This is a genomic window from Streptomyces viridifaciens (assembly GCF_001888885.2).
Classification (GTDB): domain Bacteria; phylum Actinomycetota; class Actinomycetes; order Streptomycetales; family Streptomycetaceae; genus Kitasatospora; species Kitasatospora aureofaciens.
The window spans coordinates 4,869,402-4,887,693 of record NZ_CP090841.1; the positions used below are offsets into that span (position 1 = coordinate 4,869,402).

14 protein-coding genes are annotated in these 18,292 nt (G+C 74.7%); 9 read left to right on the forward strand and 5 right to left on the reverse strand.

Annotated elements, in window-relative coordinates; translation table 11 throughout:
• Positions 1-189 precede the first annotated feature (189 nt).
• From BOQ63_RS28955 to BOQ63_RS28965, 3 genes are all read left to right on the forward strand, one after another.
• Entirely contained in the window at positions 190-1,980 is a 1,791-nt protein-coding gene (locus BOQ63_RS28955; protein WP_050366779.1) for a hypothetical protein, read from the forward strand.
• Between the two features lie 114 nt (positions 1,981-2,094).
• On the forward strand, positions 2,095-3,843 hold the full coding sequence (locus tag BOQ63_RS28960) for a restriction endonuclease (protein WP_030557788.1): 1,749 nt from the start codon (positions 2,095-2,097) through the stop codon (positions 3,841-3,843).
• 301 nt (positions 3,844-4,144) lie between these two features.
• On the forward strand, positions 4,145-4,912 hold the full coding sequence (locus BOQ63_RS28965; protein WP_030290394.1) for a ZIP family metal transporter: 768 nt from the start codon (positions 4,145-4,147) through the stop codon (positions 4,910-4,912).
• Positions 4,913-4,998: 86 nt separating this feature from the next.
• On the opposite strand, the gene BOQ63_RS28970 is transcribed toward BOQ63_RS28965, so the two are convergent.
• A complete protein-coding gene (locus BOQ63_RS28970; protein WP_030290395.1) occupies positions 4,999-5,922 on the reverse strand; it encodes a LysR family transcriptional regulator in 924 nt (307 codons plus the stop codon).
• Between the two features lie 109 nt (positions 5,923-6,031).
• Here BOQ63_RS28970 and BOQ63_RS28975 point away from each other — a divergent pair, with 109 nt between their 5' ends.
• Positions 6,032-6,973, forward strand: coding sequence for an EamA family transporter (locus BOQ63_RS28975; protein WP_030290396.1), 942 nt, complete (start codon positions 6,032-6,034; stop codon positions 6,971-6,973).
• On the opposite strand, the gene BOQ63_RS28980 is transcribed toward BOQ63_RS28975, so the two are convergent.
• Positions 6,864-7,409, reverse strand: a complete 546-nt coding sequence (locus BOQ63_RS28980) for a MarR family winged helix-turn-helix transcriptional regulator (protein WP_078867723.1) — start codon at positions 7,407-7,409, stop codon at positions 6,864-6,866. The two genes, BOQ63_RS28975 and BOQ63_RS28980, sit on opposite strands and share 110 nt — an antisense overlap.
• 167 nt (positions 7,410-7,576) lie before the next feature.
• Here BOQ63_RS28980 and BOQ63_RS28985 point away from each other — a divergent pair, with 167 nt between their 5' ends.
• A complete protein-coding gene (locus tag BOQ63_RS28985) occupies positions 7,577-7,915 on the forward strand; it encodes a DUF2218 domain-containing protein (RefSeq protein WP_033355070.1) in 339 nt (112 codons plus the stop codon).
• A 5-nt stretch (positions 7,916-7,920) separates the two neighbouring features.
• Here the strand turns inward: BOQ63_RS28985 and BOQ63_RS28990 are convergent, their stop codons facing one another.
• On the reverse strand, positions 7,921-8,550 hold the full coding sequence (locus BOQ63_RS28990; protein ID WP_072655206.1) for a phosphatase PAP2 family protein: 630 nt from the start codon (positions 8,548-8,550) through the stop codon (positions 7,921-7,923).
• Between the two features lie 500 nt (positions 8,551-9,050).
• Positions 9,051-10,406, reverse strand: a complete 1,356-nt coding sequence (gabT, locus tag BOQ63_RS28995) for a 4-aminobutyrate--2-oxoglutarate transaminase (RefSeq protein WP_030290400.1) — start codon at positions 10,404-10,406, stop codon at positions 9,051-9,053.
• Between the two features lie 240 nt (positions 10,407-10,646).
• On the opposite strand from gabT, the gene BOQ63_RS29000 reads away from it, so the two are divergent.
• The 3 genes from BOQ63_RS29000 (at position 10,647) to BOQ63_RS29010 (ending at position 16,131) form a co-directional block, all read left to right on the forward strand.
• A complete protein-coding gene (locus tag BOQ63_RS29000; protein WP_072655207.1) occupies positions 10,647-12,731 on the forward strand; it encodes a type IV secretory system conjugative DNA transfer family protein in 2,085 nt (694 codons plus the stop codon).
• A gap of 183 nt (positions 12,732-12,914) precedes the next feature.
• Positions 12,915-14,480: a PucR family transcriptional regulator gene (locus BOQ63_RS29005; RefSeq protein WP_030290402.1), complete on the forward strand. Its 1,566-nt coding sequence runs from the start codon at positions 12,915-12,917 to the stop codon at positions 14,478-14,480.
• A 208-nt stretch (positions 14,481-14,688) separates the two neighbouring features.
• Entirely contained in the window at positions 14,689-16,131 is a 1,443-nt protein-coding gene (locus BOQ63_RS29010; RefSeq protein WP_030290403.1) for an aldehyde dehydrogenase family protein, read from the forward strand.
• Between the two features lie 101 nt (positions 16,132-16,232).
• Here BOQ63_RS29010 and BOQ63_RS29015 read toward each other — a convergent pair whose 3' ends face one another.
• A complete protein-coding gene (locus BOQ63_RS29015) occupies positions 16,233-16,898 on the reverse strand; it encodes an NAD(P)H-binding protein (RefSeq protein WP_030290404.1) in 666 nt (221 codons plus the stop codon).
• A gap of 68 nt (positions 16,899-16,966) precedes the next feature.
• Between BOQ63_RS29015 and dxr the strand changes: the two genes are divergently transcribed.
• Complete coding sequence (gene dxr, locus BOQ63_RS29020) at positions 16,967-18,196, forward strand: 1-deoxy-D-xylulose-5-phosphate reductoisomerase (protein ID WP_030290405.1); 1,230 nt, start codon at positions 16,967-16,969, stop codon at positions 18,194-18,196.
• The last annotated feature ends 96 nt before the right edge of the window (positions 18,197-18,292 follow it).

Consider the following 18,292-nt stretch of genomic DNA (forward strand, 5'->3'; position numbering starts at 1 on the left):
CTTTCGTAGCCGAGCGGTTGTGCCACGCGGAAGACGGCTTGAACAGATTCACCCGAACGTAGTGTCGTAGCCCGGAGTTGGAACTTCCGCTCCGGGCCGTGGCGTTTCCTGGGCAAGGATCCGGCCGAACCGGACGAAATCCATCGATGGAGGACAACAGACCCCACCCCGCACCACGGAGGTATGCGCATGACCTCAGACCGCTCGCCGTCGTCCGCCGGTGCCGTCCTACCCGGCGCCCGCGGCCCCGCGACGCCCTACCGGATGACCGTCACCACCGCCCTCCCGCACGCCGACGCCGTCGCCCTGGCCGACGAGCAGCTCGCCTCCTGGCTGAAGCAGGAGGGCTGCGAGGAGCCGCCACCCACCTCCGACGCCGCCGCGGGAGCGCCTCCCGCCGCCGAGCGCCTGCGCCTGGGCGAGCGCGTCCTACTGGACCGTGACCACGGGCCGCTGCGCGGCGGCCCGGGCGCCGGTCGCTACGACCGCCGCCGCCTGCGCACCCCGGCCCCGCACGGCACCCGGCAGCTCACCCTCACCGTGGCCACCGGCGTGGGAGGCCCGACCTGGTTCCGGCTGGAGGCCGAGACCCACAGCACCGGCAGCGGTGTGCGCACCCCCTGCCGGGTGCCGGTCCCCGAACTCGCCCGCACGCTGCTCCCGCTGCTGGACGCCGCCGACGGCCCGGCCGCCGTCCACTCCGCCCCCCGGGTGATCACGGCCGACGAGGTTGACGACCTGATCGACGAGCTGTGCGACCCGGAGCGCCGGCTGCCCACCGTGGTCGCCAGCGTCCCGGTGAACCTCCCGCTCGACCACTGGGTCCAGGAGGTGGTCCGCCCGCTCTGCCGGCAGCTGCCCGGTCTCGCCAACGCCTACGTGCTGGATCCGGGCGCCCGCACCGGGTTCAACGTCGCGCTGGAGTACCACACCGTGTACGGCGGTGCGGTGCGCACCTACCTGCCCGAGGTCGACCCGGCCTCCCGGCAGGACGGCGTCCGGCACCCGGTGCTCGCCCGGGGCCGAATAGAGCAGGACCTCCGCGGTGCCGCCGGGCTGCTCGCCCGGGAGCCTCGCCGCCTCGCCGCCGACCAGCCGCTGCCGCCGACGCTGGCCGCCGTCCCGGTGCTGCGCGTCCCGCCGCCGCAGCTGCGCCCGGCCGTCGAGCGGACGACCGTGGCCGTGCCCGCGGGCACGGGTGCGGGTGCGAGTACGGCTGCGGCCGTGGACCGGGCCGTCGATCCGGTCGCCGAACTGGCCGCGCTGGCTCGCGAGGAACAGCAGGACCGCGCCGAGCAGCAGGCCAGGGCCGACGAGCTCGAGCGGGTCCGGCACACCCTCCGCCTGGAGCGTCGCGACCGTGGTCAGATCAGGGAAGCCCACGAGGTCCGCCTGCGCGCCGGCACCCGAGGTGTCCTGGCCGGCCGTCACTGCAGCGGCCCGGGCGCCGTCGGCCGTCGTGGTGCCGCCCAGTCCGCCGGGCGCCCGGTCAAGCCCGAGACCTTCACCGAACTCCTCGCCAGGATCGGGGAGTTCCCGCTGCTCACCTTCACCGGCGACCAGAAGAGCGCGCTCGCCCTGGACGGGCTCCAGTGCGTGGGCGCCGGCTGGGCCCGGCTCGCCTGGGACGGCCTGACGGCTCTGCAGGAGTACGCGGAGGCGGCCGTGCGCGGCGCTGCCGGCGGGGACTTCAAGCAGTGGTGCGAGCACACGCCGGACGGCTGCCACCGGTTCCCGCCCCGCAAGGCGGTGCGCGGCGAGTCCCGGACGGTGTTCAGTCACACCAAGTGGAAGCGCGAACGGATGCTGCCGGTACCGGAATGCGTGGACGCCTCCCGGCGCGCGTTCATGGGCGCACACCTGAGGATCGGCGGCGGCCGTACCGCACCCCGGCTGCACTACCTGGACGACTGCTCCGGCAGTGGCCGGATCTACGTCGGCTACATCGGTCTGCACCTCACCAACACGCGGACCAACTGACCGTCCTGGCTGACCGCTGCGCCCGTTCGGTGGACAATGTCCGGCAGGGGCGGGGCCGCGGTCCGGTCTGTCGCCCCTGGCAGGCGCCGGACGAGCATGGGGGAACGACGACCGATGCAGTACTCAGCAGACGGCCAGTCCGACGGCACCGCCACCGTCCAGTTCCCCCAACCGGGCTTCCTCGCCTCGGTCTTCCGCGACCTCGGCGCCGACCAGGGCCCGGAGCCGGAAGGCGCCGCGGGCCGGCCCGCGCCCGGCCGCCCCGGTGCGGGTCCGGCCGGGGACGACCAGTCGGCTCCTGGCGGCCCGTCCGACCCGAACTCCACCGACCCGAACTCCGCCGCCCCGAACTCCGCCGACCCGAATTCGGCTGCGCCGAACCCCACCGAGCCGAACCCCGACGACCCCGCCATCGCGGCGCACGCCCGGGCCGCCGCCCTCACCCACCACCGCACGCTCACCGTCCAGGCCGAGCACGACCGGCTGGCCGACCTGCTGCGGCGGGCCGCGCTGCCCGTCTCGGCCATGGACTTCGAGAGCCAGTTGCGCCACTACGAGCCGCGCCCCTACCCGGGCGACGGCCCGGGGGCCGACGAGGGGTCCGAGCCTCGCTGGGAGGACTTCGCCCCCGCCGAGCCGGCCGCCGCCGACCCGGAGGGCGGCGCCTCGCGCCGCCTGCTGGACTCCGGATACCAGCGCGAACTGGCCCAGGCCCGGCTGACCCACCAGCGGGCCCTGCGCGAGTGGCGCACCCGCCGGGCCGAGGCGGGCAGCCCGGCCGCCGACGAGTCCCGGCGCGCCCACGAGGCGGCCGAGGAGGCCCGGGCCCGCGCCGTGCGTGAGTACAACGACAGCCTGGAGGAGTGCCGGCGCGCCTACCGGCTGGCCGAACCGGCCGCCGTGGAATCGCTGCTCGAGCGCGCGCTGGCCGCCGCCGAGACCGCCACCCAGGACCTGTCGGCCCCCTGCCGGGCGGTCTTCCGGCCGCTCACCCGCACCGCAGTGCTGGACCTCGACCTCCCCCCGCTCGACCTGGTGCCCTCGCTCACCGGCTACCGGCTCGCCCCCGACGGCGACATCGTCCCGGTGCCGCGTCCGCCCGCGGACCGGGCCACCGACTACCTGCGGCTGGTCGCCCGGCTCGCCCTGCGCTCGCTGCAGGCCGCCGACGCCGTGGACACCGACGAGATACTCGCCGGCGTCGTCCTCAACGGCTGGCTGCGCGAACCCGGCGCGGTCGAGCCGCTCTGCCTGCTCAGCGTGGACGCCGACCGCGACGCGCTGGCCCGCACCCGGCTGCTGCCGCCGGAGACCCCGTACGAGGACCGCGACGACGAGGGTGTCTACGCCGACGCGGAGCAGGACGAGGCACTGGTCCGGCTGCGCCAGCTCGGCGCCGCCGTCACCCCGGACCCGTACGCCCGGACGGTCGTTCGGCCGGCCGCCCAGGCCGGTGCCACCGTCCCGGCCGCGCCCGACCTGTCCGCCAACGAGTTCGCCCAGCTGGTGCGCGACCTGCTCACCCGGGGCGGGCTCGCCGAGTGGAGCGTACGGCTGCGCGGCCCGGCCGGACTGGTCGCGACCGGCGAGGGCTCCCCCGGCAGTGCGCTGCCCGGCCGCTGGGTGGTCTGGGCCTCCCGGGACTCCGCGTCGGTCGGTGTGGAGCAGATCGAGACCCTGGCCGAGGCGGTCCGCGAGGAGTCCGCCGACCGCGGCCTGCGGCTGACCACCGGCCGCTTCGCCGACGAGGCCCTGGACCTCACCGCGGAGGAGAGCCACCGGCACATCCACCTGATCGACGGCGACGGCGTGCGCGAACTCGCCCGCACCCACCTGGGCCTGCCGCTCGCCGCCGGCCGTTGAGCCGTCCGCCCCCCGAAACCGGGGCGGCCCGCTCCGCCCGGAACTTCACTCCGACGGCCCACCCGGCGGGCGCCCTTCCGCGCCCGGACCAAGGCTGAGGGAACCGGGCCGACGGGACCGCACGGAGCAGCGGTCGAGCCCCTGGGCACCCCCCGGGCGATCACCCTCGAACGGCCGTCCGGTACGGTCGGCGGTCGGCCCGGCCACGGGCGGACCCCAGGGGAAGAGGAATGGGCACAACGCTCGGCAGACCACACGACGGCACCGGTCATCCGGCGGTCCTGGCGGCGGAGGCGGCCCGATGACCGCCGTCCTGGTCGCCGCCGGAGCGTTCCTGATGACGCTGATCGGCGGCTTCGTAGCCCAGCGCACCGGCGACCGCCGCCACCTGGTGCTCGGCTTCGCCGCCGGCCTGATGCTCGGCGTGGTCGCCTTCGACCTGCTGCCCGAGGCGATCCACCAGGCGCCGGGAGAGGTACACGGCGTGCCCCAGGCACTGCTGATGTTCGCGGGAGGCTTCCTCACCATCCACGTGATCGAGCGCGCCGTCGCCATCCACCGCGGCCACGAGGGCGAGTACGCCGAACACACCCACGGCGGCCACCACCACGGCCACGCCCACCACTCCGGGCACCAGGGCATCGGCCTGACCGCCGCGCTGGCCCTGGTCGGGCACAGCGTGATGGACGGCTTCGCGATCGGCGCCGCCTTCCAGGCCGGCACCACGGTCGGCACCGTGGTGGCCATCGCGGTGGTCGCCCACGACTTCGCCGACGGCTTCAACACGTACACGATCACCCGGTTGTACGGGAACAACCGGCGCCGGGCGCTGACCCTGCTCGCGGCCGACGCGCTGGCCCCGGTCTCCGGCGCAGCGATCACCCTGGCCTTCACCATCCCGGAGCACCTGCTCGGTCTCTACCTGGGCTTCTTCTCCGGCTTCCTGCTCTATCTGGCGACCTCCGACATCCTCCCCGAGGCGCACAGCCCGCACCCCTCGCGCAGCACCCTGCTGTGCACCCTCGCCGGGGTCGGCTTCATGTGGCTGGTCATCGGCTTCGCCAGCTAGCCTCGCCGCCGCTCCCGCCGCTCCCGCCGCTCCCGCCGCTCCCGCCGCTCCCGCCGCTCCCGCCGCGGGTCCCGCCACCGACGCTGCTACGCCGCCCGCCGCTGAGCCTCCTCGACCGCGGCCCAGCAGTCCTTCATCACCGCCAGCGCCTCGGTGATCGCCGGCCGTCGGGAGGCCTGGGCGCGCCAGAGCGCGAACACCCGCCGGCTCGGCTGCGAGGCCACCGGGCGGGCCGCCACCCCGGCCGGCAGCGGGCCCCGGCCGAGCCGGGGCACCACGGCCATCCCCAGACCGGCCGCCACCAGCGCGATCTGGGTCTCGAAGTCGTCGACCTGGTAGCGCACGTCCGGCTCCTCGCCGGCCTCGCGCAGGGTGCGGACCAGCCAGTCGTGGCAGATGTTGCCCGGCGGCACGCTGATCCAGCGCTGCCCGCGCAGCCGTTCCACCGGCACCGCGTCCAGTGCCGCCAGGTCGTCGTCGGCGGGCAGCACGAGGTCCACCGGATCCGTACCGAGGTCCAGCCGGGAGAGCCCCTCCTGCACCGGCAGCGGCACGCTCGGCCAGTCCTGCACCAGCGCGAGGTCCACCTCGCCCCGCCCCACCAGCTCGGCCGCCGGGTACGGGTCGCTCTCCAGCAGCCGGACGTCCACCTCCGGGCAGCGCCGCCGCAGCTCGGCCAGCACCCCGGGCATCAGCCCGCGCGCCCCGGTCGCGAACGCGGCCACCAGCAGCCGCCCGACCGCCTGGCCGCGCTGTTCCTCCAGTCGCACCTCGGCCCGCTCCACCAGCCCCAGGACGGTCCGCGCGGTGGCGGCCAGCTCACGGGCCGCGTCGGTCAGCACCACGCCCCGGCCCTGCCGCTCCAGCAGCACCGTACGGGTCTCCCGCTCCAGCTTGGCGATCTGCTGGGAGACCGCCGAGGGCGTGAACCCCAGTGCGGCCGCCGCCCGGCCGACCGAACCGTGCACCGCCACGGCGTGCAGCGCCCGCAGGCGCCCCAGATCCATCATGCAGCAATCCTAAAGTGTTCTCTTCAGAATTCATCGCTGGTGCTACACGTTCCCGCGCCGCCATGCTCGACCCATGACCGCAACCCCCGCCGCTTTGGTCGGCGCGAGCATGAGTCCGCGTCACATCGCGCTGGCCGTCCTGGTGGCCGCCGTCTGGGGCCTCAACTTCGTCCTGATCCACGTCGGCCTGGACAGCTTCCCGCCGCTGCTCTTCTGCGCCCTGCGGTTCGCCGTGGTCGCCGTGCCGGCGGTCTTCTTCGTCGGACCGCCCCGGGTGGCCCGCCGCTGGGTGCTGGCGGTCGGCGTGGTCCTCGGTGTGGTCAAGTTCGGGCTGCTCTTCATGGGCATGCACGCCGGGATGCCGGCCGGCCTCTCCTCCCTGGTGCTCCAGGGCCAGGCCGGCTTCACCGCGCTGTTCGCCGCCGTCCTGCTGCGCGAGCGCCCCGGTCGGCGGCGGCTGCTCGGTCTGGCGACCGCCTTCGCCGGCATCGCCCTGAGCGCCTTCGACCAGGGCCTCGGCGGCCCGTTCGGCGCCTTCGTGCTGGTCGTGCTGGCGGCCGTCGCCTGGGGCCTGGCCAACGTGCTGACCCGCAAGGCCTCGCCGCCGGACGCGCTGCGCTGGATGGTCTGGGTCAGCGCCGTCCCGCCCCTTCCGCTGCTGGCCCTGTCCCTGCTGGTCGAGGGCCCGGGCGCGGACCTGCGCGCGCTGCGCGGGATGACCCTCGGCGGGCTCGGCACGATCGCCTACGTCGGGCTGCTCTCGACCCTGTTCGGCTTCGTCGCCTGGAGCTACCTGCTGCGCCGCTACGACGCGACCGCCGTGGCGCCCTACTCGCTGCTGGTGCCGGTGTTCGGGATGTCCTCGGCCTGGCTGCTGCTCGGCGAGCGGGTCAGCCCGACGGGCGCCGCGGCCGCCCTGCTGGTGATCGCCGGGATCGGGATCACCGCGCTGCGCCCGGGGGCGCCGTCCGCGGCGGCGGCCCGGCTGCGAGGAAGCGGGCCTCGGCGGCGCGCAGCACTCGCAGCAGCACCTCCTCGTCCTCGGGGCTGACCTCGCCGAAGTACTCCTGCGCCACCTCGTCGCGGACCTGCCCGATCCGTTCCAGGGCCGCGCGCCCGGCCTCGGTGAGCAGGATCCGGACCGCGCGCCGGTCGGCCGGGTCGGGGCGGCGCTCGACGAGCCCGGCCTCCTCGAGCGCGTCGACCACGGTGGTGGCCGAGCGCGGGGCGATGTGCAGCTTCTCCGCGAGGTCGCTCAGCCGCATCGCGGCGTCCGGGATCTCGCAGCCGGGGGCGTGGGCGAGCGTGCGCAGCGCCCGGGCCTGGCCGGGGGTGATGCCGTACGGCTCCAGACGCCAGCCGGTCTGGCGGCGGATCCGCTTGATCGCCCTGGTCATGCTGTCCGCGAGTTCGGCGGCGGAGCCGGGGGCGCCGGGCCGCGGGCCGGGGGAGGGGTCCGCCGGACCGGCGGGTGGCGTGGTGGTCATCGGCGGTCTCCTCGGCTGGCGTCGGGCCAAGCGTATCGGCCGGTCCCGGGCGTGCGGCCGACGGCGGGAAGTGGTCGGAGAAATATGTTGAGCCTAGCTCAGCATCTACGTTAAGGTGCCCCTAAGTGAGGGAACCCTAAGTTCTCCCTCCCGACCTTGGAGCACCCATGCCCGTTTCCACCGCCCGCGTCGCCACCGACCGTGCCGCCCGCTACGCCAAGCAGCTCGCCGCCCACATGAGCCGCCGGATCGAGACCTCCTTCTCCCCGGAGACCGGCCACGGCACCCTGGTCTTCCGCGCCGGCACCGCCACCCTGGAGGCCCAGTCGGACGCGCTGCTGCTCACCGTCGAGGGCGAGCGCGACAAGCTGCCCGAGCTGGAGGACGTCGTCGGCCGCCACCTCGTCCGCTTCGGCGCCCGCGACGAACTCGTCGTCGAATGGCACCGCGACAACGGCGAGGCCGGCCTCGTCCACCGCAACGACGAGGACGCCCCCGAGGCCTGACCCCCTCAGGCGCCCGTCCGGGGCAGCCACCGGTCGAGCGCCCACAGCACCAGGGCCGCCAGGCACCAGCTGGCCACCACGTCCAGCAGCCAGTGGAAGCTGCTCCACACCAGCCCCGCGCCCACCCCGAGCGCCGACACCGCCGCGGCCGCGGTCAGCCACCGGGCCGTCCGCGCCCCCGCCGCCCGCGCCAGCAGCAACGCCGCCACACCGTAGGAGAACGTCGCCGTCGCGGTGTGCCCGGACGGGAACCAGCCCCACTGCCCCGACGTCAGCGGATCCCCGAGCGGACCGGGCCGGGCGAACGCCGCCTTCGCCGGGACCACCAGCAGCGGGATCAGCGCCGCGGTCAGCGCCGCCACCGGCAGCGGAAGCCACCAGCGCCCCGCCCCCGCCCGGCGCCACCACCGGGCAGCCAGCCCCCCGGCCGCCAGCAGCGCCGGAACGGCGAGCACACCGTTGCCCAGGTCCGACAGCAGGTGGCCCAAGTGGTCGAGCAGGGCACTCGGGTGGTCCCGGTGGGACGACCGGACGGCCGCGCGGACCGAGCGGTCCAGCCCGAGCAGCGGCCCGTCCACCACCACCTGCCAGGACACCAGCAGCAGGACCACCGCCGCCACCACCGGTACCGCCACCGACCGGGCCACCCGGCCCGGAACGGCGGACAGCCGCCCCGGAGCAGGGGGGAGAGCTCCGGGACGGCTCTGATGATCGCCGTTCCGTGCGCCCCGGGGGGTGTGGGTCGGACGGTCGGTCGATCGGCCTTCGGTGTGCGCCGACCCTCGCGGGGCGGCCTGGTTGTCCTCGCGGTGCCCGCGCGGACCCGTCCCTCGGGGAGGCTCCGCGGACGGCTCCGCCGATGGCTGAGGCTCGCTGTCCATCTGCGATGACACTACGTCAACCACCCTTCCACGCCGAGCGCCTTCAGCGATTCCGCACATCATCTTCACCCGGCTCCGGGCAACCCTCGGACGGTCCCGTCGATCATGCCCGAACGGCCCGGAGCAGCCCTCCGACGACCCCTGGACCCCCCCGCACCCACCCCCGGCGAACCGAACGGCCCGTGGGGACCAGAAGTCCCCACGGGCCGTTCAGCGCTGCCGGACATCCCTCCGGCGGGCAGGTGGCGCCTGGATCAGGCGGCGGTGACACCCTGGAGCGCGAAGGCGCCCTCGATGATGTCCAGACCCTCGGTGAGCAGGTGCTCCGGGATCACCAGCGGCGGCAGGAAGCGCAGCACGTTGCCGTAGGTGCCGGCGGTGAGCACCACCAGGCCCTCGGCGTGGCAGGCCTTGGCCACGGCGGCGGTGAGCTCCGGGTTCGGCTCCTTGGAGCCCGGCTTCACCAGCTCGACGGCGATCATCGCGCCGCGACCGCGGACGTCACCGATCACGTCGAACTTCTCCTGCATGGCCCGCAGGCGGCCCAGCATGACCTCGCCGATCCGCTGCGCCTTGCCGACGAGGTCCTGCTCCTTCATCGTCTCGATGGCGCCCAGCGCGGCCGCGCAGGCCACCGGGTTGCCGCCGTAGGTGCCGCCCAGGCCACCCGCGTGCGCGGCGTCCATGATCTCGGCGCGACCGGTCACCGCGGCCAGCGGCAGACCGCCGGCGATGCCCTTGGCGGTGGTGATCAGGTCCGGGACGATTCCCTCGTCCTCGCACGCGAACCACTGGCCGGTGCGGCAGAAGCCGGTCTGGATCTCGTCGGCGACGAACACGATGCCGTTCGCCTTCGCGAACTCCACGATGGCCGGCATGAAGCCCTTGGCCGGCTCGATGAAGCCGCCCTCGCCCTGGATCGGCTCGATGATGATCGCCGCGACGTTGTCGGCGCCGATCTGCTTGTTGATGATCTCGATCGCCTGGGCGGCGGCCTCGGCGGCGCAGTTCTCCGCACCGGTCAGCCAGCGGTACGGGTAGGCCACCGGCACCCGGTAGATCTCCGGGGCGAACGGACCGAAGCCCTGCTTGTACGGCATGTTCTTCGCCGTCAGGCCCATGGTCAGGTTGGTGCGGCCGTGGTAGCCGTGGTCGAACACCACGACGGCGGTGCGCTTGGTGTACGCGCGGGCGATCTTCACCGCGTTCTCGACCGCCTCGGCGCCCGAGTTGAACAGCGCCGTGCGCTTGTCGTGGTCGCCCGGGGTCAGCTCGTTCAGCTGCTCGGCGACGGCCACGTAACCCTCGTACGGGGTCACCATGAAGCACGTGTGGGTGAAAGCGGCCAGCTGCTCGCTCGCCTTGGCCACCACGGCCTCGGCGCTGTTGCCGACATTGGTCACGGCGATGCCGGAGCCGAAGTCGATCAGCGAGTTGCCGTCCACGTCCTCCAGCACGCCGCCGTTCGCACGGGTGACGTACACCGGCAGGGTGGTCCCGACGCCGGCCGCCACCGCACCCAGCTTGCGGGCCTGCAGCTCCTGCGACTTCGGACCGGGGATCGCGGTGACCAGACGGCGCTCCTGCGGGAGCGGCGTTACGGCGCTCATGGGTATCTCCAGACTTCTCGGCTCGGTGGTTCGCAGGCTACGGCCGCCCTCCCCGACCGGGCATGCGCCACTCGGTAGCACTGCGCCGTCCGACTTGTCCGGCACGGCCAGCGCGGGCGACACGACTACCCGCAGGCCACGCTCCACTACCCTGAGCGCGGGCGTGTCGCCGGTACGGCGGCATGGGTATGGCGGCACCGACGGCGGTCGGGCCGGGCGGGCGAGGGAGCGGGGCCGTACATGGCACAGGACGGGTCACACCACCACGTCGAACACACCACCACCAGACCCCCGACCCCCGTACCCCACCAACGGCCTGGCACCCCTGCCTTCGACCTCGCCGCCTGGGCCACCGCCCCGCGCCCCGAAGCCGAACCGGGCGTCTACCGGCTCGGCTACCGCCGCATCGACCCGGAGCGGGCGGAGGCCGCCCGGGTCCCGACCTGGCCGCTGCTGCTCCGGGCGGCGCTCAACGTGGTGGTGGGGTGGTTTGCGTATCTCTACGGCACTCAGCTGTTCATGTACGTGCTTGTGTGGTTCGGCGGGCAGGCGGGTATCGGCCCGCTCGCCTCGCCCTCCGAGTCCGAGGCCATGTTCACCCTGCTCGTGGCCAACCTCCTGGTGCTGGGCGTGGTCATCAAGGTCTTCGGCCGCATGGGCCGCTGGCTGGAGGTCTGGCGCCGCTACGCGGCCCCGCTGCTGTCGCGGACGGTGACGCAGGAGGAGCCCGCCGAGGAAGCCGACCCGGCGGCGGGGGAGGCGGCCCGCAGGCTGGACCCGTGGGACGGGCTGCGCCGGGGCGGAGCGGTCGAGGCGGCGGTGCGGCTGGACGGGGAGGCGGTCGGCGACGTCGACTACGTGCGGATCCGGCGCGCCTGGGAGTCCGCGCAGGCGGACCCGGTGTTCGTGCCCGCCTTCGCCGAGCAGGTGGCCACCCGCGGCGCGGCGGCCTTCGCCCATCCCTCCGAGGCGCGTGAGCTGCCCGGCCGCGTCCGGCGGCACGATCTGCTGCTCGGTCAGGTCTGCCTCGGGGTCACGCAGGACGTACCGAAGAATCCGCTGAGCCATCGGGCGGCCGGCTTCGCGCTGGACCCGGCGGTGCTGGGCACCTCGCTGCTGGCGGTGGGTCCGGCCGGCACGGGGAAGACCGCACGGCTGGCTCGCCCGGTGGCCGAGGCGCTGTGCCTGCAGGCGCTGGCGGGCACCGCGTGCGCGGTGGTGGTCGGGGCGGCGGACGCCGACCTCGGCCCGGACGCCTGGTACGACGTGGTGATCGCTCCCGGCGATCCGGCCTCGGTGTACGGACTGGACCTCTACGGCGCGGCGCAGGACCCGGACGACGCGGCGGCCCGGTTGGCGGACGCGCTGCTGCCCGACGAGCTGACCGCCCGCGCGGAGAACGCGCGGACGGCGCTGCAGCAGGTGGTGGGCCCCTTCCATGCCGCGTTCGGCCGCTATCCGGGGGTGCGCGAGCTGCGGGCGCTGCTGGGCGGCGAGCCGGATGCGCTGGCGGCGCTGGTGAAGGCGCTCGGCGTGGCCGGCCGGCTTGCCGCGTACGAGCGGGACCTGGAGTACCGGGAGCGCCAGCGCGACCGGGCGGACGATCCGGGGGCGCTGCTGGCCGACCGGCTGGGGCTGCTGGAGCGGCCCGCGTTCGAGGGGGCCTTCGCGACCGACGGCTCGGGCCGTCCGCCGTTCGCGATGCGGGTGCTGGACCATCCGCTGCGGGTGCGGGTGAAGCTGCCCGAGCGCAGCCACCCGGAGGCCGCCCGGATGCTGTCCCGGCTGGTGGTGGGGCAGTTCGTGCAGGCGGCCGGGGCCCGCGAGGACCGCTCCCTGTTCGCCGGTCTGGTGGTGGACGACGCCTCGGCGGCGTTGGACGCCAACACCGTCCGTGGTCTCCAGCGGATGCGCGGCGCGAACGCGGGCGCGGTGCTGCTGCTGCGCACCCTGGTGGACCTGCCGGAGGCGCTGCGGGCGCCGCTGTTCGGCGCGGTCGGCTGCCGGATGGCCTTCCCCGGGATCGCGCCCTGGGACGGGCGGCTGTTCTCGGAGGCCTGGGGGACGCACCTGGTGCAGGAGACCGCGGTGACCCACACCCCCGACACCTCCGGGGGTTTGATGCGGCGGGCCGGGCGGGTCGGGCGGAAGGCGTTGTCGGGGACGACGGCGCAGACGGAGTCAGTGACGACGCGGGATGTGGAGAGGCTGCGGTGGTCGCCGTCGGATCTGGCGCACGCGTTGCCGGCGGGGCACGCGGTGGTGTCGTTGACGGCGGTGTCGGGGGAGCAGGTGCCGCCGTTGCTGGTGGACCTGCGGGGGTGAACCGGGGCGGGGGAGGGCCGGGGAGGCCGGTGGGACGGAAGTCGCCTTCGAGGTGGATTCGGCAGTGCCGGTTGTCCGGGGCGTCCATAATGAAGGGGAGAAACCCCTCCCTCACTACTAGTCCCACTGCCCTCTCCTCGCCCGGCCGCAACGGCGCGGTCAGGTCGACCCCCCGAAGGTGCCATGCCCCCCACACTCGCCTCCGTCGTCCGCAACAGTTCGCTCCACCTGACGGTGCTCGCCGGTGCGGACCACCTGGAGCGGCAGGTCCGCTGGGTGCACACCAGTGAGCTGGACGACCCGACGCCGTTCCTGGAGGGTGGGGAGCTGCTGCTCACCACCGGTATCAAGCTGGGCCGTACGACGGCGCAGTTGCAGGCGTACGTGCACCGCCTGGCCGATGCCGGGGTGGTGGGGCTGGGGCTGGGGGTGGGGCTGTCGCACACCGAGGTGCCGCAGCCGCTGGTGGAGGCGGCGCAGCAGCGGGGGCTGCCGTTGCTGCGGGTGCCGGAGCCGACGCCTTTCATCGCGATCAGCAAGGTGGTGTCGGCGGCACTGGCCGCGGAGCAGTACGAGGCGGTGACGACCAGTTTCGAGGCGCAGGAGGAGCTGACCCGGGCGGCGCTCGGGAAGGACGGCACGACGGCGGTGGTGCGTCGGCTGGCGGCCCGGCTGGGGGGTTGGGCGGCGCTGTACGACGGGTCGGGGGCGCTGTCGGTGGTGGCGCCGGACTGGGCGGCGCGCCGGGCGGGGCGGCTGGCGGCGGAGGTGGACCGGTTGCGTCGGCGGCCGGCGCCGTCGAGTGCGGCGCTGCAGGGCCGTTCGCCGGGGATAGACACGGCGGACGAGGACTACGTGGTGGTCCAGTCGCTGGGGGCGGACCGGCGGGCCCGGGGTTTCCTGGCGGTGGGGACCGAGGACCGGATCACGCCGACCGAGCGGTACGTGCTGAACGCGGCGGTGGCGCTGCTGACGCTGACCCTGGAGCGGTCGCGGGAGTTGCGCCAGGCCGAGGAGCGGATGGGCGCGGCGCTGCTGCGGATGGTGCTGGCGGGTGAGGTGGCGACGGCCCGGCAGGTGGCGGTGGGGCTGTTCGGCGGGATGCCGGAGGGGACGATAAGGGTCCTGGTGGCGGGGGCGGGGCCGAACGCGGATGCCGCGGAGGCGCTGGCGGAGCTGGGGGACCGGGCCGAGCAGGCGGGTTCCCGGGTGGGCGAGAAGCTGCTGGTGGCGCGGGAGGACGGTGCGCACGGGCCTCGGCTGATGGTGCTGGCGCTGGACAACGGCGCGGTACACCGGGCCTGTCTGGGGGCGGTGGAGGAGCACGAGGGCCTGTCGCTGGGCGTCTCGGCGCCGGCCGCGCTGGAGGAGGCGGGTACGGCGCACGCCCAGGCGGAGCGGGCGCTGGCGGTGGCGCTGCGCGGCGGCCGCAGGTCGGTGGACCACGAGGAGGTCGGGGCGGGTTCGCTGCTGCCGCTGCTCGGGGAGGACGCGGTGACGGCTTTCGCGGAGGGGCTGCTGCGGCCGCTGCGCGAGCACGACCGGACGGCCCGCGGTGACCTGGTGGCCTCGTTGCGGGCGTGGTTGTCGCGGCACGGGCAGTGGGACGCGGCGGCGGCCGACCTGGGCGTGCACCGGCACACGCTGCGCTACCGGATGCGCCGGGTCGAGGAGTTGCTGGGCCGTTCGCTGGACGACACCGACGTGCGGATGGAGCTGTGGCTGGCGCTGCGCTCCGGCGAGGAGTAGGCGTTCCGGTCGAGGAGGAGGACGGCGGTCTGGACGAGGAGGACGGCCGCCTGGACGAGGAGGACGACGCCGCCTGGACGCGGTGGAGTGGCCCCGGAACCGAACACTCCTGGTCGGCCAATCCGGTCGGCCTGTCCTCGCCCCTACCCTCGGGTTCGGGTCCCACTCCCGTGGGCCGTACGACGACGAGGAGAGGGCCGGTACCACGGTGACCACCACGTACGATTTCTGGCTCGCCGGCCGCCGGGCGAGCGGTGACGCCGAGTTCGAGGTGCACAACAGCTGGGACGGCCGTCTGGTCGGCAAGGTCAGCGTTCCGACCGAGGCGCAGGTCGAGGAGGCGCTGGACGCCGCCGTGGCCGCGCTGCCGGTGTTCGCCGCCACCCCGGCGCACCAGCGGGCCGCCGCCCTGGACCACGTGGCCAAGCGGCTGGCGGAGCGCTCCGAGGAGCTCGCCCAGCTGATCACGGCCGAGAACGGCAAGCCGATCAAGTGGGCCCGCGGCGAGGTGGGCCGCGCGGTGTCGGTGTTCCGCTGGGCCGCCGAGGAGGCGCGCCGGACCAACGGCGAGACGATGCGGCTGGACACCGACCCGGGCGGCGTGGGCCGTTTCGCGCTGGTGCGCCGCTTCCCGCGCGGTGTGGTGCTGGGGATCGCCCCGTTCAACTTCCCGCTGAACCTGGTCGCCCACAAGGTCGCCCCGGCGATCGCGGTCGGCGCCCCGATCATCCTCAAGCCGGCCCCGGCGACCCCGCTGTCGGCGATGGTGCTGGGCGAGATCCTGGCCGAGACGGACCTGCCGGCCGGCTCCTGGTCGATCCTGACCGTGCCGAACGACCGGATGCCGGCCCTGGTGCAGGACGAGCGCCTGCCGGTGATCTCCTTCACCGGTTCGGACAAGGTCGGCTACCAGATCATGGACTCGGTGCCGCGCAAGCACACCACCCTGGAGCTGGGCGGCAACGCCGCGGCCGTGGTGCTCGCGGACTGGTCCTCGGAGGCCGACCTGGACTGGGCGGCCACCCGGATCGCGACGTTCGCCAACTACCAGGGCGGCCAGTCCTGCATCTCGGTGCAGCGGGTGATCGCCGACGCGGCGGTGTACGACGCGCTGGTGGAGAAGGTCGTGGCCAAGGTCGGCGCGCAGGTCACTGGTGACCCGAACGACGACGCGACGGACGTCGGCCCGCTGGTCGACGAGAACGCCGCGAAGCGGGTGGAGTCCTGGGTGGACGACGCGGTCGCCAAGGGCGCCAAGGTGCTCGTCGGCGGGACCCGCGAGGGCGCGACCTACGCCCCGACCGTGCTGGCCGAGCTGCCCTCGGACGCGATCCTGGCCAAGGCCGAGGTGTTCGGCCCGGTGCTGTCGCTGCACCGGGTGGAGGGCGTGGCGGAGGCCTTCGCCGCCGTCAACGACTCGCCGTTCGGCCTGCAGGCGGGCGTGTTCACCCACGACCTGCAGACCGCCTTCCGGGCGCACCGGGAGCTGGAGGTCGGCGGCGTGATCATCGGCGACGCGCCGTCCTACCGTGCCGACCAGATGCCGTACGGCGGTGTCAAGGACTCCGGTGTCGGCCGCGAGGGCGTCAAGTACGCGATGGACGACTACACCGTCGAGAAGGTCATGGTCCTCACCGGCCTGGACCTCTGAGGGTTCGACCTCTGACAGCCCGAGGACCGTCCGACGACGGTCCGATGACGGTCCGAGCGACGCGGGGCCCGGTCCGATGCGGACCGGGCCCCGCGCCGTGCTCAGCCGTCGTGCCCGGCCGCGGCGGCGACCGCCTCGGCCACGGTGGCGTTCCCGGCGACCAGCTCCAGGGTCTGTCCGGCGGTGCCCGGCTCGCGCAGCAGGGCGGCCAGGACGGCGGCCACGTCGGCCCGGTCGACCGTGCCGCGGCCGACGGAGGGGGCGAGGCGGACCAGGCCGGTGCCGGTGCCGTCGGTGAGCGAGCCGGGGCGCAGCACCGTCCAGTCCAGCGTGGTGCGGGAGCGGACGGCGTCGTCGGCGGCGCCCTTGGCCCGCAGGTAGGTCTCGAAGACCTCGTCGGGGTGGTGGGCGGCCGCGTCGGCGCCCATCGAGGAGACCATCAGGTAGCGCCGGACCCCGGCGAGTTCGGCGGCGTCGGCGAGCAGGACGGCCGCGTCGCGGTCGACGGTGTTCTTGCGGGCGGCGCCGCTGCCCGGGCCGGCGCCGGCGGCGAAGACCACCGCGTCGGTGTCGGCGAGCAGGGCGGCGAGCTGCGGGGCGGTGGCGGACTCCAGGTCGAGCACCAGCGGCTCGGCGCCGGCGTCGACGAGGTCCTGGGCCTGTTCGGGGCGGCGGATGATCCCGGCGGGGCGGTCGCCGCGGTCGGCGAGCAGCCGTTCGAGTTTCAGTGCGATCTGGCCGTGGCCCCCGGCGATGACGGTACGCATGGGTCCGACGGTAGCCCGGAGGGTGCGGATCGTCCTGGGGAGTGCCGCGAACAGGACACAATGGGCGCATGACTTCGCTCGCCCACCCGCAGCTGCGTTTCACGCCCACCGTGGCGGACCCCTCCGGCCCCCGGGAGCTGGTGATCCTCGGTTCCACCGGTTCGATCGGCACCCAGGCCATCGACGTCGTGCTCCGCAACCCGGACCGGTTCCGGGTGGTCGCCCTGTCGGCGGCGGGCGGCCGGGTGGAGCTGCTGGCCGAGCAGGCGCTGCAGCTGGGGGTGCACACCGTGGCGGTGGCCGATCCGGCGGCCGAGCCGGCGCTGCGCGGGGCGCTGGCGGCGAAGGCGGCGGGCCGTGCGCTGCCGGCCGTGCTGGCCGGTCCGGACGCGGCGACCGAGCTGGCCGCGATGGAGTGCCACTCGGTGCTGAACGGCATCACCGGCTCGATCGGCCTGCGGCCGACGCTGGCCGCGCTGCGGGCGGGCCGGGTGCTGGTGCTGGCCAACAAGGAGTCGCTGATCGTCGGTGGCCCGCTGGTGAAGGCCGTGGCGAAGCCGGGCCAGATCGTGCCGGTGGACTCCGAGCACGCCGCGCTGTACCAGGCGCTGGCGGGCGGCACCCGGGCCGAGGTCCGCAAGCTGGTGGTGACGGCGAGCGGCGGTCCGTTCCGCACCCGGACCCGGGAGCAGCTGGCCGGGGTGACCCCGCAGGACGCGCTGGCGCACCCGACCTGGGCGATGGGCCCGGTCGTCACGATCAACTCGGCCACCCTGGTCAACAAGGGCCTGGAGGTGATCGAGGCGCACCTGCTGTACGACGTGCCGTTCGACCGGATCGAGGTCGTGGTCCATCCGCAGTCGGTGGTGCACTCGATGGTGGAGTTCACCGACGGTTCGACGCTGGCGCAGGCCAGCCCGCCGGACATGCGGATGCCGATCGCGCTGGGCCTGGGCTGGCCGGACCGGGTGCCGGACGCCGCCCCCGCCTGTGACTGGACCAAGGCCGCGACCTGGGAGTTCTTCCCGCTGGACGACGAGGCCTTCCCCGCCGTCGAGCTGGCCCGTGAGGTGGGCACCCTGGGCGGGACGGCTCCGGCGGTGTTCAATGCGGCGAACGAGGAATGCGTGGAGGCCTTCCTGAAGGGCCGCCTCGCCTTCACCGGAATCGTGGACACTGTTGCGAAGGTCGTGGCCGAGCACGGGACGCCGGCGGCGGGAACTTCCCTGACCGTCGAGGACGTCCTGCACGCGGAGGACTGGGCGCGCGCCCGGGCCCGCGAGCTGGCGGCGGGCTGACGGGCCCCGACTCCGGAAGGCGGCGGCGGGCCGCCGGTGCCCCGGTACCGGCGGTGTCCGGCGCGGCACGGACCGCGGTACGACGAGACGATGAGC

Excerpts from the sequence above, each read along its gene's own strand:
- BOQ63_RS29015 (WP_030290404.1), bottom strand. The coding sequence starts at position 16,898 with ATGCGTACCGTCATCGCCGGGGGCCACGGCCAGATCGCACTGAAACTC.
- BOQ63_RS28965 (WP_030290394.1), top strand. The coding sequence starts at position 4,145 with ATGACCGCCGTCCTGGTCGCCGCCGGAGCGTTCCTGATGACGCTGATC.
- dxr (WP_030290405.1), top strand. The coding sequence starts at position 16,967 with ATGACTTCGCTCGCCCACCCGCAGCTGCGTTTCACGCCCACCGTGGCG.
- BOQ63_RS28975 (WP_030290396.1), top strand. The coding sequence starts at position 6,032 with ATGAGTCCGCGTCACATCGCGCTGGCCGTCCTGGTGGCCGCCGTCTGG.
- BOQ63_RS28980 (WP_078867723.1), bottom strand. The coding sequence starts at position 7,409 with ATGACCACCACGCCACCCGCCGGTCCGGCGGACCCCTCCCCCGGCCCG.
- BOQ63_RS28970 (WP_030290395.1), bottom strand. The coding sequence starts at position 5,922 with ATGATGGATCTGGGGCGCCTGCGGGCGCTGCACGCCGTGGCGGTGCAC.
- BOQ63_RS28985 (WP_033355070.1), top strand. The coding sequence starts at position 7,577 with ATGCCCGTTTCCACCGCCCGCGTCGCCACCGACCGTGCCGCCCGCTAC.
- BOQ63_RS29000 (WP_072655207.1), top strand. The coding sequence starts at position 10,647 with ATGGCACAGGACGGGTCACACCACCACGTCGAACACACCACCACCAGA.
- BOQ63_RS29005 (WP_030290402.1), top strand. The coding sequence starts at position 12,915 with ATGCCCCCCACACTCGCCTCCGTCGTCCGCAACAGTTCGCTCCACCTG.
- BOQ63_RS28960 (WP_030557788.1), top strand. The coding sequence starts at position 2,095 with ATGCAGTACTCAGCAGACGGCCAGTCCGACGGCACCGCCACCGTCCAG.
- gabT (WP_030290400.1), bottom strand. The coding sequence starts at position 10,406 with ATGAGCGCCGTAACGCCGCTCCCGCAGGAGCGCCGTCTGGTCACCGCG.
- BOQ63_RS28955 (WP_050366779.1), top strand. The coding sequence starts at position 190 with ATGACCTCAGACCGCTCGCCGTCGTCCGCCGGTGCCGTCCTACCCGGC.